Consider the following 14,458-nt stretch of genomic DNA (forward strand, 5'->3'; position numbering starts at 1 on the left):
TTTCTTTTACAAAATAATAATTACCAAAACCATGCAGCCAAATTTAAAGCAACTTCATCAAAGCGCAATACACTCCCTAAACCAAGGTAAAATAGAGCAAGCACACAAAGCCCTAGTGGAGTTAGTGACACTCAAACCAGACTTTGCTGATGGGTATTTTTTGCTGGCAATGGTTAATTTAACTGTTGGGCAAATACACAAAGCAATAAAGCTCATCGGAAAAGCCCTTACCCTTGGCCAAAGTATTGAATACACCGCGCAACTTGCTAAATGTTACGCACTTACTGGCGAATTACAAAAAGCAAAAAATACCGCACTATCGGTGCCATTAAAGCAAATAACTAAAGCACTTGATGCCGACACACTCGGCGTTGCACTTACTCAAGCAGGCATTCACGAACACGCACTTAACTACTTTGAGTGCGCTATTAAACTGGCTACAGCAGCTAACAAAGCTCAACCACCGTTTTATTATAACTACGGCGTAAGCGCTAAATTTTTAGGACTATTTGATAAAGCCCAACACGCTTTTGAAAATGCCATAGCGCTTAACCCGCTGCACCATCAAAGTCATTTTGCATTAAGTGATTTAACTAAAGTAAGTAAGCAAAACAACCATATTGAGCGCTTAAAAAACGTGTTTGAGCAAGTAACACACCCCGATGCAAAACTGCATATTGGCCATGCTTTAGCAAAAGAGTATCAAGATATTGGTGAGTTTTCAGAGGCTTTTAACGCGTTAGAGCAAGGTAAAGTAGCAAAACGTGCTGTGCAGCCCTTTGATCATAAAAGCTCAACTGAGTTATTTGAACACATTAAACGCTTAAGTGAGCAGCACACACAAGCGCTAACACAAGGTAACCCAACGGCAGAACCTATTTTTGTATTAGGTATGCCCCGCTCTGGCACCACATTAGTTGAGCGTATTTTATCGAGCCACAGCGACGTGCAATCAGCCGGTGAATTACAAGACTTTGGCCTAAGTGTTAAAAAGCTAAGCCAAACACAAACACCTCACGTGCTCGACACTCAAACGCTCAGTAAAGCCTACGAACTTGATTTTAATCAGCTTGGGTCAACCTATTTAAACGCAACACGCGTAATAACAGGCAGCCATAAACACTTTATTGATAAGCTCCCGTTTAACTTTTTTTATATCGATTTAATAACCAAAGCACTGCCAAACGCTAAAATTATTTGTATGCTGCGCGATCCAATGGACACCTGTATTGGTAACTACCGCCAATTATTTACCATTAATAATCCCTACTATGCGTACTCGCTCGACCTACTCGACACTGCAAAATTTTACAGCCGTTTTTACAAACTAATGCAGCACTTCAGCATGCAACACAGCAATGTAAAATTAGTAAAATACGAAGAATTAGTCGCACAGCCTGAGCAACAAATAAAAGAGTTAGTCAGCTTTTGTAACCTAGAGTGGCAAGAGCAATGTATAGATTTTCACTTAAACACCGCACCAGTTTCTACCGCCAGTAAAATGCAGGTACGCCAACCACTTAATAATAAAGCAATAGGCCGTTGGAAAGCATTTAAGCCCAATACTGATAAAGCAGTGGAGTACCTTTTAAAACAAGGTATCAGTTTTGAGTAAGGGTTTTATAGCTGGGAGTTAAATGAGTGGACTTAGGGATAGTCCGCTTTGTGCCAGCGTAGGTCGGATAAGCGAAGCGCCATCCGACACAGTAAAATACCTTGCCAATTATTTTCAACATTTTATGTTGTCGAGTGGTTGGAGAGTGGCCATAAGCGAACCTTCATTATTCAGTCAATTCATGAGGAAAAGACCAGGTTATACATGCAGGTACTGCCCCAGTATGAAACGTTCACTTTCGGGCAATTAAACCGTGTATTGATGTTTACACAACTCACATTTTTACCCAACCTGCTGGCCACTTTGTCCCGTCTAAAACCGCAGCGGGACAAGAGATACACGCCAATTTTATTTGACTATTAACACTGGGCAATCAGCTTTATTGGCGATCGTTTCTGCAACGCTAACATTCAAAAAATGAGAAAGTCCGGTTCTCCCATGACTGGCAATTACCACCATGCCTATATCACCGCTATTAGCCTCATCTAAAATCTCATTAATGGCATCACCATGTCGAATAACCGTTTCAATCTTTAAATCAGTATTCAACTGACCTAATAACTCATGCATTTTACTCGCCGCAGCGTCTTCCATATTTTTAGCTAACTCTTGGGGAGTTATCGCAAGGATCATATAATTCTCATTATCTGAAGGCTGATCAATAATGTGTAAAATACGAATGCCTACTTGATATAAATTCGCCATTTCAATGGCATATTGCAAAGCATGTGATGCAGTATCAGAAAAATCCGTAGGCCATAAAATATTACCTGTGCGCATATTATTCTCCTTCACAATCTAAAATCATATTTTTCAATGATATTACCAACTCCATAAGAATAGACTCGGCTCCATCTCAGCAAGTTAAGTGTAGTGAGTATTAAAAGGTTATCTATTGATTACGATCAATAAATAACAATAAGGCACTAAAAGTAACAATACCTCATCAATTTATGCTTATTGATTAGGCTGTGATTGCGGGGTTTATTAATCTGGTTGTCGTTGTTGTTTCTTTTATAAGATAATCAATATTTGGAATAATTGGGGCTGACAGTCAGTTTTTCGCTCACAGTTGAACTTCACAAAAGTGCCAGAAGCGGACATTGATGATCCTTGATGAATATAATGTATGAAGTCATAATTTAACCTCTTTGGCTTGTTTAAATCTTGCCATGAGCAATTTTTTGACTAATACTCGGGCCTTCTCTACATCAAATGCTCTAGCGGCATACCCTTTTGCAAGAATTTCTTGAGGTAAATATTCATCAAACTTATCTATGGCTTTTTCTGCAATAGCATCAGCTAAATCAATTGCTGATATGGTTTGATCATCTCGAAAGCTTTTAAGAGCCCCGATAACATCATCAATTAAGGTATTCTCAACTTCTATAATTCCTGCAAATGCACCTGCTCCAAACCCTTTGTGTATAAGTACTGCAACGAGTGTATTTACAACTTTATCGCCGGCCCAGGGCAAAAAAACGGCTGTATTGCCATGCTGTAAGAAATGCGTACTTTCAAGTTTTGCAGTTTTAAAAAAGTCAGCACCTTCTTTGAAAAGTGCTTGAGCAACGGCATCAGCAAATTCAATTCTTTGTTCACCAACTTGAACTCTGTAGTCACCTTCTTCCAGAATTTTAAGCATTTCTTGTCTCACTACATCATGAACAGCCATCCCTGAACCACCAAATTTAGGTGGTTTCCCTCCTTTTGCATGCTGTACTGAAATCACTTTTTTGTCTGTATCGACTAGCTCAACCACCCAACGTTTACCCGCAAATACAATATGTTGGCCCTCTAAAATAAGGCTATCTACGGGTAATGTCCCTAGTGTTTTACTACCCGTTATAATTCTAAATTCTTCAGGGGTTTTAAAAACGGCATAAAACGTATAATGATTTGTTATTTTTTCACCCATAAAACCTAAAACCAGTTCACCACTTCCTAACTGGGTAATAAGATCTACCTTACCCATGTGAGATAGCAAATCTTTAAAATGTGTAACAGTAACTTGTTGGAATGGACCGTCTTTACAAAGTAATACGTAGATTTGATCTGCTCTTATACCCCCCCATTGCGCGATGAGAGCTAAAACTTGATGAAGTAATGTTGAAAAGTGATAGAGCGAAGTGTCTGCTGGTTCGTACCACTTACTTGCAACCAATAACCGTATCATCGCTAGCGATTGAACCAATTCAAGCCGCAGTTTATCTACAATACTCGATTTTTCTGTAAGGTCAGCCTCAGTTATCAGCATTCGCAAAATACTAGCGCCACCACGCCTACCTGAACGACCCATGCGCTGCCGTAAACTTGCAATAGAATGCGGCGCAGTAACTTGCACGACAGAGTTAACCTTGCCTATATCAATGCCTAACTCCAAAGTCATAGTACACACTGCTGTAGTGGGCATTTGATCTTGCTGAAGCCGAGCTTCAAGTGTTTCTCGCATTTCTTTGGCTAACGAGCCATGATGTGGAAAAAACTCGTTAGGCACAGTGTTACTCTCACACATCTCAGCAAGAGTGGTCGCAATGCTTTCGGTGCGACTTCTGCTGTTTGCAAACACTAAGTGGTTTCCACCTCGGCAAAGGCCATATAAATCGTTACATACGCTTTGCTCCGCAGTAACCGCCTCATCTGTTACTACAGCGCTTTCAATGTATCCCTTCACTTGCATTTTTAACGTTGATGAAGACTGCGTTTGCTTTATTATTTTACAAGACAGTGATTTATTGGGTCTTAAAGATGCCGGGACACTTTCTAAGTCACCTAAAGTGGCACTTAAAGCGGTTCTGGGTATTGGTGCGTTTACACGGCCAAGCAAATGCTCTAAGCGGTGCAGTAAGCTCAATAAGTGATGGCCACGCTCAGTACCAATAAATGCGTGAAATTCATCTATAACTATATGCTTTAAATTCTGAAAAGCAGATTTTACCCAGCCACTGTCTCTTATTAATAATGACTCTAGGGACTCTGGCGTTATTAACATGATGCCAGATGGATTTCGTTTCAGCTTATTTTTTCGACCTTGAGGGCTATCACCATGCCAAGGTGTAACTTGTATGTCTAACAAGTCTGACAAGCTTTCTAGCCTTCGATCTTGATCGTTTATTAACGCCTTTAGCGGGCTGATATATAAAATGCCTACACCGCTTACTTGATCTGCGATGCTACTTATTGCAGGTAAAAAAAATGCTTCGGTTTTACCTGCGGCAGTAGAGGCACTAATAAGCACATCAGTATTGCCTGAAAGAATAGGGTCAATTGCTAAACATTGTATCTCTCTGAGCCGATCCCAACCTTGTTTAAAAATCCACTGCTGAATGCGCAAATCGAGCTTTTCGTGTGCGTCAATCATAATTTGAAGTCAGCTAACTCATCGTCTTCAGGTTCAATGTCTAGCTCTACATCGGAAGGTTTTTCCTCTGCAATATCAACATTTTTTATTAAACTGTCCCACGAAATGTTTGGATTTTGATCAATCACGGCAAGCATATCTAAAAACGCTTTGATCGTATTTCTTGGCGTTCTAAAGTAAGCGTCTCCAATTGTTTTACTGCAATGGACTAAAAATGCTTTAAGGGACTCGTCAGGAACTAAATATAGCGATTCATCACCTGATGCGAAAACATGTCTCAGGTTTTTAAGTAGTATAAATAACTCTTCTGGCGTTAAACTTGCCAAATGCAATGCTGGAGATGAGTAATCAATAACACCAGCTTGCTTTGCAAACGTATTGCCAGCTAAACGAGATTGCAGCGCCTCATAGCTATATAACCCTTTTCTTGGATCAAGTAAAAACTCGGGTGTACCACCGAGTAAAAACCCTAAGTACTCAGCCGATCCTTGTAAGCAGTCGTTGAGTATTCTTAGAATTTGCTCGTAATTTGATAATCGTGCTTGGGTGCTATTGAGTTTGTATAAATTTACCATTTCATCGAGGTTAACTAATAACCCTTCATAGCCAGCTTGCCTTACAAATAAACTCATAAGCTTTAGAGAGTCATAAAACGACGCATCTGAGATAATACTTCTTATACCAAGATCTTTGCGAGCATCTGTTTTTGTTGCATATTCTGCTCTTAACCATTTTACAGCGTTGTTCTTAAGTTGCTCGTTATCTGTTTCATGGCCAGTCCAGTATGCTTCTATAACTTTTGCAAAGTCGTAACCACCTACAAGCTCAGAGAGAGACGCGAGCCTTTTGTGGATCACTGTGGTTATTTCTTTGCTTGTATTATCTGCTTCTTTTCGTGCCTCGGTAATAAACTTTTCAACCACACTGGTCAATGCATTACCATCAGGCTTATTACGAGTAGACATGTTTCTCATTAACTCAGAATACAAGTTTCTGGCTTGTCCAGATGATGCATGAATACGACGGTCAGGAGATAGATCTGCATTAACAGTAACTAACTTGCGCTCTAATGCTATCGCTCTTACTACACTTAAAAAGAATGTTTTACCTGAGCCGTATTCGCCAATAATTAACCGAAAAGCAGAGCCGCCCTCTGTCACTCTGTCGATATCTTTAATGAGCGCTTTAAGCTCATTACCACGACCTACTTGTATATGCTGTATGCCGACTTTTGGGGTAACACCCGATTTAAGAGACTGTATAATTGCATCGCGCTCTTTTGATCTAATTTTTTTTGCTGCCATTGTTATAACTCCCTTATCTCTTCGACTATTTCTTCATCAATGTATATATCACCGTCATCATCAATTACTGGTGCATCCACTAAATCAAATGACCAGTCATTAATGGTTTCTATAGCACCATCGACCATTAATTTTAGCTCACTACACATTTGAGCTACCTCTTCGCGACCCCATTGCGCTTTAGCACATAGCTTTTCAAACAACTGGCTATGAGCCTGATCTAATCCTTCAACTTCGTTTGTCAGCTCTGAGACTTCAATATAATCGCTTTCATCTTCATCTGAGGTAAAGATCTTTTCCAGCATATTTTTAGCTTCTGTTGTTTGGCTTTCATGAAGGGCTAAGATTGTTTCATCTAAGCTAAATTCTGATGAATTTTGACTTTTTGGCGCAAGCTGATGACTACTTGTAGTAAGCTGATGAATATCACTCGTGACAGACTCTTTATTCAACCCTAAATTCGTGTAGAGCTTCTCGATTTGTTTTACTTCTTTGTTATCGACGTTGCCATCAGCGAGCGCAATAGACAGAATAAACCGCTTCACAAATTCTATTTCTGTTTCACCTAAATTATTAAGTCTATTTTTTAAACCCGCATTATCCGATGGGGTAACTAATCGCCATGTAAGATAAGCCTTTAAAGATCGCTTTTCTGTATCCGTTAATTTCTCATCATGAGCAATTAGCTTTTCTAGCTCAGAACTTTCTGACTCATCTACAACCCCATCTATGTTTGCAACCATCGCACCTAAGCGAAGTGCGACACCCACTTGGTTAAATACATGACTAGGGACAAACTCTTCCCCATGCCCTGGAGTAAATAAGACAAGTTTGCCATCTAATTTAGGTTTTGCATGGTGGTAACGTAAGTCAGGTGCAATACCTATATCAGCAAAGCTCGCTAGGTTATAAATGAGTTCACTTTCCTTTTTATTTATCGCTTTTGGTGCTGGTAAGTCTGTTTGCAACCAAAATTCAGAAACGTTTGTTACCCCATCATTTTCTAAAATGATAGCCTTAGCCCACTTTTTAAACTTTTCAATTAATGGTGATGGTTGGCTATTAGTAATAGCGCGTGGAAGTAACATCAGTGCAGCTAAGTCATCTCTACTAGTGCCTGCTTTACCTAAGTAACGGCTATAACTAGCGAGCTCTTCAGCGGCTTTATCAGCAATAGGTATTAGCTTTTTAATAGGGGCTTTTAATATACTCGGGTCTGGTAAACTATCTAGTAAAATTTTAACGCTAGGGATACCACCGCTGGCGGCAAAGTACTCAGCGTTTAACTTGGTTTTATTTGGTTTAACTTGCATTCCCTCAGAGAATTTTTGATTGTAGTAAAGTTTAAAAAGTGCATCAAACTCTACATCGCAACGCCTAGCTGCGGTTTTTAAATTGTATTGGTCTGTATTTTTGATCCATTCAAGTGCCAACTCATCATCCACTTTTTCTGTGGCAACGATTTGCTCTGAAAGGCGTAATTTAAAAAGTAGTGAATGACGCGTCTTCGGTAATGTATGTTTTTTACCTTTAAGTAATTTAGGTTTAACTAAATACATAAACTCTAAGAGATTTGCTGAATAACCCGCAAAAGAGCGATTTGAAGCAAACACTTTATGTAAACGAAGTACTTCATCAAAAATATCTTCAAATTGTTCCTCTCCAATTTTATTATCTTGACCATTCTCAACAACAAATCTTTCAAATCCGTAAAAGTACAAAAATACAAAGCCAATTGGGGTGTTGCCCGCACTTCTATCGGTTGCTAACCAATCAAGGTAGGCACCTCTAGACTCTTTAGATAATAAACCGTAGCTTGGCCAGTAGCCTAAAGATTCATCAGTTGGGAATTCGTTTGAATTAGTCCGTGGTGATATTACTGGTAAGTCTGTACAAATTAATGCTGGTTCAGAGCGATAACCAACCAATGATTCCATCACCCCACCTACGTACAGAAACCCTTTTAACTTTCGACTGTGAATAGTAACTTCTTGACCCTTGCTTAACCATTGAGCTTGTTTACCCTTATTGATATAGGTGTCTTCAGATACATTACTCTCAAAAATATTAAATGTGGCTAAATCGTCTTCAGAATTTGTCGAACTATCAGCACTTTCTATAGTTGGGGTAGATGTATTAACAACAGTGATGCGAGGTTTTGGAGTTGTCTCCTTTGAGGTTGCTAATTCATTAGTTTGTTCGTGTAATTCAACACTTACTGATGCTTTATCAATTTTAATAGATTTTATTGGGCTGATTGCATCATTGGATAGAGCAGATATAGAAGACTTAGAGGCTGACGTATCATAAGTGCCTTTTATGTCCGAGCTTGGATTATCTAATACTCGAGGCTTTGCTTTATTTGAATTTGAGCGTGAACTGGTAATTAACCAGATTATCAATATAACAACTACAATTATAAAAATGAATTCCATGTAACATCCCTTTAAAAATGGTTGGTACCATTTTGGTATTTAAAACTCCATCGGCTACTAACATATTACTAAAAAAATCAGAAATGTATAATACTGCTGCTAGCTAATTGCAGTTATTCTTAATCAAACAATAAAATCGTCTTTAATAAAGCTTAATTTTGTATAAGGCTCTCCACTGATGTGACTTGACCATCAGTATTGTGCTCTTAAATTTGCAAAATTTTAAGATAAACTTGAGCTTAATCCATAGCTAGTGACTGACTGCTTCTCGCTCTAAGCCAACTAATGAATACATGCAATTTGCAGATACTTAATACTTTAAAAAGCCTTTGCTATATACCAAGCTGAAAGGTAACTCCAGCAGCACATTATTTTGTGATTATAGGGGCTTATTATTCTGTTTTTAAAACCATACCTTTCGATTGGGCAAATATCACTAGCGCAAATACTATTTCGGTTATCCCGCCAATAAAGGCGCCGATTACAAAAGTGGCATTTAATACAATACACAGCATGCCAGAAAACATAAGCGAAACACCTAAAATCCAGTACACTTTCATGCCATATAAAGTGTTGAAAACTAAATAGCGAACACCAATTATCATCAGCATTATTGAATAAAACCATTCAGCTTGAAGTTTTGCTACATAAAACGCTAAAAACAAACCAACAAATAAAATAATAGTGCTTTCTAAGGCCAATTTACCTAATGGGTTTTTAGGGTCATGATTGCCAGAGCGTTTAAGCGCTTTTGAAAGTAGCATGGCTAAAGGATGTATAAACATGCCCCCAAAAAACAAAGTAAGCATACTCGATTGATTTGAATACAATAATGCGACAAAGCCAGCTATACACCAAACCAAGCCAGACACTAATACACCGGTTCCACCACCGAAGTATGCGAGGTTCATATTTTGTTGCGCATCTTCAAACTTCATAAACATCCTTAATTTTAAAAATATCCCTAATTTAATATTATCGCATCGTTATTAATTACAGATCGTTACTCGAATACACACTTAAAATAGGGAATTTATAATCGGCAAACGATACAGCTACCGATTGTGTTTCACTACCTTTGAAACCGAGTTTAAATTCCATTGGCATGAATCGGCTGCCGTCGGCAAAAAGTGCAAGTATGTGTTCCTCGCCTAATTCGCGATTGCCCGACGATAAGTTAGTTAGTGTTATAACAGCCCAGCGTTCGCCCTCTTCATTGCTCATTAATACATAATTAACGATTTTAAAATCCCCTTTTTTAGAGGTTATGTTGCTATCGTTTGCAAACGATAAGTGCATGCTATTTGGTACTGCACGGTCAACATTTAGCGCTTTGATAGAGTCGGCTTGGGTTGACCACGAAAGCATCAACAAAATGATCACGAAGGCTTTATTCACTGTTAGTTCCTTTTTATTACCTAGTAAAATACCTAGTAAATTACGTAACAAATTACATACCAATAACTGTTTAAATTATATTCGCATTCCATACCCATTATGTAAACAAACAATCATCGCCATTTTATACAGCGCTTTGGCTGCCCCACTACAGACTAAGCGCTCATTCAGTGTGCTTGCGCTACTTTAGGGTAATAACGAGCGATAAGAGTAAATAATTCAAAGCTAACCTAAAGTAAAAAGCGCGATTAAACAGGAGTATAAACGTATGGCAAGCACACATAAAAACTCAACAATGGATTTATCTGATCCCAGTAATAGCATTCAAGTAAGAGGGGCACGCGTTCACAACTTGAAAAATGTAGACGTTGATTTACCTCGTAACGCATTGGTTGTTTTTACAGGAATATCGGGCTCTGGAAAATCGTCGCTTGCGTTTGGAACGCTGTTTGCTGAGTCGCAGCACCGTTATCTTGATTCAGTATCGCCTTACGCCCGTAGGTTAATAGATCAAGTTGATGAACCCGATGTTGATTCTATTGAAGGGCTACCGCCTGCCGTTGCTTTGCAGCAGCAACGCGGCGCACCGTCGGTTCGCTCATCAGTTGGCAGCATAACAACTATTTCTAACGCGCTACGTATGCTTTACTCTCGTGCTGGCGATTACCCAGCTGGGCAGAGTATTTTATATGCCGATGCGTTTTCGCCAAATACGCCACAAGGTGCGTGCCCAGAATGCTCAGGAATAGGCCGAGTGTTTGAAGTAACCGAAAAGCTACTTGTGCCAGATGATACAAAAACTATTCGCCAGCGCGCCATTGAAGCGTGGCCACCAGCATGGCAAGGTAAAAACCTAAGCCGTATTCTTACTTCCCTTGGTTATGACATAGACACACCTTGGAACAAACTTTCTAAAAAAGCACGCGATTGGATTTTATTTACCGACGAAACACCTACTGTGCCGGTATACCCAGATTACACCTATGAGCAAACACAGAATGCGATAAAAAATAGCGAAAATCCAAGCTACATGGGAACTTTTTCAAGCGCTAAACGCTTTGTTTTACAGTCTTTTGCTACTACCCAAAGCCCGCGTACAAAAAAGCGCGTATCGCAGTTTATGCAAATATCGCAGTGCCCAACTTGCCAAGGTAAAAAATTAAAACAAGCATCGTTAAGTGTTAAATTTGCAGGGCTCGATATTGGCGAGCTATCTCAACTTACATTAAACGAACTTGCTAAAAAACTAAGTAACGCCGCCAATACCAAAGTAAATAAAAATACAAAAAATCCAGAGCAAGCCATAGTTACGCAGCGCATTGCCAGTGACATTCTCACCCGTATTGAAGCACTAACCATGCTTGGTTTAGGGTACTTGTCGCTAGAGCGTACAACGCCAACGCTCTCACCCGGAGAGCTACAGCGATTGCGACTTGCCACACAGATTCGCTCTAAATTATTTGGGGTGGTTTACGTGTTAGATGAACCTTCAGCGGGTTTACACCCTGCAGACACACAAGCACTTTTAAAAGCGCTTGATGAGCTAATAGCGGCTGGCAATTCTGTATTTGTTGTTGAGCACGATGTTAGCGTTGTTAAACATGCCGATTGGATTGTTGATGTAGGCCCTGATGCCGGTGTGCATGGTGGCGACATTATTTACAGCGGTCCTGTTGAAGGGTTAAGAAAAATAAAAAATTCGCACACCGGTCGTCACCTTTTTGCTAAAAACACCAGTCAAGAGTCTACTCAAAACAGCGCGCAAAAAAAGGCTCAAAGGCAGCCAAAAGCGTGGTTAAAATTGGCTGATATTGATCGTAACAATCTTAAAAAACTCAATGCAGAATTTCCATTGGGTGTTATGACAACAGTTACTGGGATTTCGGGCTCTGGTAAATCAAGCCTAGTGAGCCAAGCGTTAGTAGAGCTTGTTTACGAAGCACTTGGGCAAAAAATAATAACGGAAGCGCCAACCGACGAAGCCGACTTACTCGAACAAGAGCTGCAAACACACACCAGCGGAAAAATCATTGAAGGTATAAATAATATAAGCCGCCTAATTACCGTAAATCAAAAAGCGATTGGCCGTACCCCTCGTTCAAACTTAGCTACCTACACGGGTTTGTTTGATCACGTGCGTAAACTATTTGCTTCAACCCAAAAAGCAAAAGAGCGCCGTTATGATGCCGGTCGCTTTTCGTTTAATGTTGCAAAAGGTCGTTGTAAAAACTGTGAAGGCGTTGGCTTTGTGAGTATAGAGCTACTGTTTTTACCTAGCGTTTATTCACCTTGCCAAGTATGTCATGGCAAACGTTATAACGAGCAAACACTTGAGGTTACATATCGTGATAAAAACATAAGCGATATCCTCAATTTAACGGTTGAATCGGCGTATACCTTTTTTGAAAATGAACCTGCAATACTGCGAGCACTCGATGCACTTATGCAAGTTGGTCTTGGGTATTTGCGTTTAGGACAACCTGCAACTGAGCTTTCAGGCGGTGAAGCGCAGCGTATTAAATTAGCAACAGAGCTTCAACGTGCGCAGCGCGGTAACACACTTTATGTTCTTGATGAGCCAACGACAGGCCTGCATCCATCGGATGTATCAATGCTGATGTCGCAGTTAAATAAATTAGTAGATGCTGGCAATACCGTCATTATGGTTGAACACGATATGCAAGTGGCCCGCAATAGTGACTGGGTAATTGACGTAGGACCCGGTGCTGGTGAAGAAGGCGGCTTAATTGTAGCGCAAGGGAAACCTATCGATGTAGCTCAATCTAAAATAAGCCGAACAGCACCTTTTTTGAATGGCGCAATTTAAAGAGTAGGTAAACACTAAATAACAAAAAAGAGCCAATGGCTCTTTTTTGTTATTAGCTCTTTAAAAAGCGTTCTATTTTAGGTTTTACCGTAACCGACATTATCAGCATTATAGTTAAACCTATTGGTAATGCGGCTAATAACCCTTCAGCCCATCCAGTTACAAATACACGCATATCTGCATAGCCAATATTATTAGTAGCGGTAACAAACGCCATCACCGACTCCATGATCAGCGCCATAAAAACACTAATCACTAAATTACGTTTTAGCTCGCTACTAGGGCGTGTTTATCTTTGTAGATTGAAATTTGTTCAATCTAGGGGCGATTAAATCACGGCGCGAGGTTTGTAACCTAGTGGGCTAAGTCAAAACCGAGCAACAAAGAGTTAATCGTCCCTAGAAAGAACCCAATAGGCAGCGCATGTTTGGTATTTATGCTGCGTTATCGCCTATTTATGGGGAATAACCACACTACATAGGCTCTGCCTTGCCTAAAAACCAAACATACTGCTGCAAATTCAACCACCAAAGATCAACACGCCCTAGGTAATAACTTAGCAACTAGCTTATGCATTAAGGTCATCATTACAAAACCAATAGGCGCCATTACAAGTACTGCACTTATAAATGAGGTAAACCAATCTACATAAAAATGCTCTGTAACACCCACATTCACATAAGTCATAATGCCAGTTAGAGTACCGCCAATTAGAGTGATAATACTTACCATAACCAGTATTTTATAAATTACAGGTGTTTTTTTAGGCTCAACCATTACTGGATTTACTAATACGGGTGTACTCATTTTTGGGCATGCCTTAAGCGTTAAATAGATGACAAAATCAACTACTTTTTAAACTAACCAAAAATAAGCCAAATTCCAACTAACCCCATTAAGCTACCAGCAATACGGTTCATCCATTTTATATTATCACCACGAGTTAAAAATAAACGTAAGCTTTTACCGCCTGTTGCGTAAGCTAACATACTTAAAAATTCGGTGGTCATTATAACGCCAAGCAATACTAAAAGCTGAGGAGCTACAGCATGCTCAACACTTATAAAGGGCGGTAGTAGTGAAATCATAAACGCCCACCCTTTAGGGTTAGCAATTGCGGTTACAAAACCTTGCGTAAATAACGATTTCCTACTTACGTCACTTGGTTTTGAGGTATCGACCGACATTTTTCCTTTGGCTCGCCACATGTTAACGCCAATATAAATTAAGTACGCACCGCCTACCCACTTTAAAATAGCGAACGCATCTGGGTAATTTAGCATTACGCTTGCAACGCCTAATACCGCCGCTATGGCAACACTTGCGACACCTAACAGCTCACCTATCATCATCCATAATGTGCGGCGCACGCCAATGCTCATACCGAGTGTCATAGCAAGGGTCATACACATACCAGGCGTTATCGACACAAAAAAGAACGTAGGGATAAAAACCGCAAGTGCTGCTACATCAATCATTAATTTACTCTCATATTAAAAGCAAAAACGCGGCTATAAG

The 14,458-nt window shown here is 39.7% G+C and carries 11 protein-coding genes; 2 read left to right on the plus strand and 9 right to left on the minus strand.

The window, feature by feature from the left end; all coding sequences use genetic code 11:
* The first annotated feature begins 31 nt into the window (after nt 1-31).
* On the plus strand, nt 32-1,615 hold the full coding sequence (locus GQR38_RS09460; protein ID WP_165721668.1) for a sulfotransferase: 1,584 nt from the start codon (nt 32-34) through the stop codon (nt 1,613-1,615).
* A 348-nt stretch (nt 1,616-1,963) separates the two neighbouring features.
* On the opposite strand, the gene GQR38_RS09465 is transcribed toward GQR38_RS09460, so the two are convergent.
* From GQR38_RS09465 to GQR38_RS09490, 6 genes are all read right to left on the minus strand, one after another.
* Complete coding sequence (locus GQR38_RS09465; protein WP_165721669.1) at nt 1,964-2,395, minus strand: universal stress protein; 432 nt, start codon at nt 2,393-2,395, stop codon at nt 1,964-1,966.
* 355 nt (nt 2,396-2,750) lie between these two features.
* Nucleotides 2,751-4,976, minus strand: coding sequence for a DEAD/DEAH box helicase (locus GQR38_RS09470; RefSeq protein WP_165721670.1), 2,226 nt, complete (start codon nt 4,974-4,976; stop codon nt 2,751-2,753).
* Nucleotides 4,973-6,280: an ATP-binding protein gene (locus GQR38_RS09475; protein ID WP_165721671.1), complete on the minus strand. Its 1,308-nt coding sequence runs from the start codon at nt 6,278-6,280 to the stop codon at nt 4,973-4,975. Before GQR38_RS09475 ends, GQR38_RS09470 begins: the two co-directional genes overlap by 4 nt.
* A 2-nt stretch (nt 6,281-6,282) precedes the next feature.
* Nucleotides 6,283-8,715: a TerB N-terminal domain-containing protein gene (locus tag GQR38_RS09480; protein WP_165721672.1), complete on the minus strand. Its 2,433-nt coding sequence runs from the start codon at nt 8,713-8,715 to the stop codon at nt 6,283-6,285.
* 392 nt (nt 8,716-9,107) lie between these two features.
* Nucleotides 9,108-9,653 (minus strand): hypothetical protein, encoded by a 546-nt coding sequence (locus GQR38_RS09485; protein WP_165721673.1) that lies wholly within the window; start codon nt 9,651-9,653, stop codon nt 9,108-9,110.
* Between the two features lie 55 nt (nt 9,654-9,708).
* The gene (locus GQR38_RS09490; protein WP_346774068.1) at nt 9,709-10,113 is read right to left on the minus strand and encodes a hypothetical protein; all 405 of its coding nucleotides are present in this window, start codon (nt 10,111-10,113) and stop codon (nt 9,709-9,711) included.
* Between the two features lie 268 nt (nt 10,114-10,381).
* Between GQR38_RS09490 and uvrA the strand changes: the two genes are divergently transcribed.
* Nucleotides 10,382-12,940 (plus strand): excinuclease ABC subunit UvrA, encoded by a 2,559-nt coding sequence (uvrA, locus tag GQR38_RS09495; protein WP_206006134.1) that lies wholly within the window; start codon nt 10,382-10,384, stop codon nt 12,938-12,940.
* Nucleotides 12,941-12,992: 52 nt separating this feature from the next.
* Here uvrA and GQR38_RS09500 read toward each other — a convergent pair whose 3' ends face one another.
* The 3 genes from GQR38_RS09500 to GQR38_RS09510 all read right to left on the minus strand — a co-directional run bounded on the left by GQR38_RS09500 (nt 12,993) and on the right by GQR38_RS09510 (nt 14,418).
* On the minus strand, nt 12,993-13,181 hold the full coding sequence (locus GQR38_RS09500) for a DUF2798 domain-containing protein (RefSeq protein ID WP_231615234.1): 189 nt from the start codon (nt 13,179-13,181) through the stop codon (nt 12,993-12,995).
* Between the two features lie 293 nt (nt 13,182-13,474).
* The gene (locus GQR38_RS09505) at nt 13,475-13,747 is read right to left on the minus strand and encodes a DUF2798 domain-containing protein (RefSeq protein WP_240917393.1); all 273 of its coding nucleotides are present in this window, start codon (nt 13,745-13,747) and stop codon (nt 13,475-13,477) included.
* 53 nt (nt 13,748-13,800) lie between these two features.
* Nucleotides 13,801-14,418, minus strand: a complete 618-nt coding sequence (locus tag GQR38_RS09510) for a LysE family translocator (protein ID WP_165721674.1) — start codon at nt 14,416-14,418, stop codon at nt 13,801-13,803.
* Between the last annotated feature and the right edge of the window lie 40 nt (nt 14,419-14,458).

This window comes from Pseudoalteromonas sp. c7(2019), from assembly GCF_011378625.1.
Lineage (GTDB): Bacteria > Pseudomonadota > Gammaproteobacteria > Enterobacterales > Alteromonadaceae > Pseudoalteromonas > Pseudoalteromonas arctica.

Coding starts and splice junctions, on each gene's coding strand:
- GQR38_RS09460 (WP_165721668.1), top strand. CDS start 32: ATGCAGCCAAATTTAAAGCAACTTCATCAAAGCGCAATACACTCCCTA.
- GQR38_RS09465 (WP_165721669.1), bottom strand. CDS start 2,395: ATGCGCACAGGTAATATTTTATGGCCTACGGATTTTTCTGATACTGCA.
- GQR38_RS09470 (WP_165721670.1), bottom strand. CDS start 4,976: ATGATTGACGCACACGAAAAGCTCGATTTGCGCATTCAGCAGTGGATT.
- GQR38_RS09475 (WP_165721671.1), bottom strand. CDS start 6,280: ATGGCAGCAAAAAAAATTAGATCAAAAGAGCGCGATGCAATTATACAG.
- GQR38_RS09480 (WP_165721672.1), bottom strand. CDS start 8,715: ATGGAATTCATTTTTATAATTGTAGTTGTTATATTGATAATCTGGTTA.
- GQR38_RS09485 (WP_165721673.1), bottom strand. CDS start 9,653: ATGAAGTTTGAAGATGCGCAACAAAATATGAACCTCGCATACTTCGGT.
- uvrA (WP_206006134.1), top strand. CDS start 10,382: ATGGCAAGCACACATAAAAACTCAACAATGGATTTATCTGATCCCAGT.
- GQR38_RS09500 (WP_231615234.1), bottom strand. CDS start 13,181: ATGGCGCTGATCATGGAGTCGGTGATGGCGTTTGTTACCGCTACTAAT.
- GQR38_RS09505 (WP_240917393.1), bottom strand. CDS start 13,747: ATGAGTACACCCGTATTAGTAAATCCAGTAATGGTTGAGCCTAAAAAA.
- GQR38_RS09510 (WP_165721674.1), bottom strand. CDS start 14,418: ATGATTGATGTAGCAGCACTTGCGGTTTTTATCCCTACGTTCTTTTTT.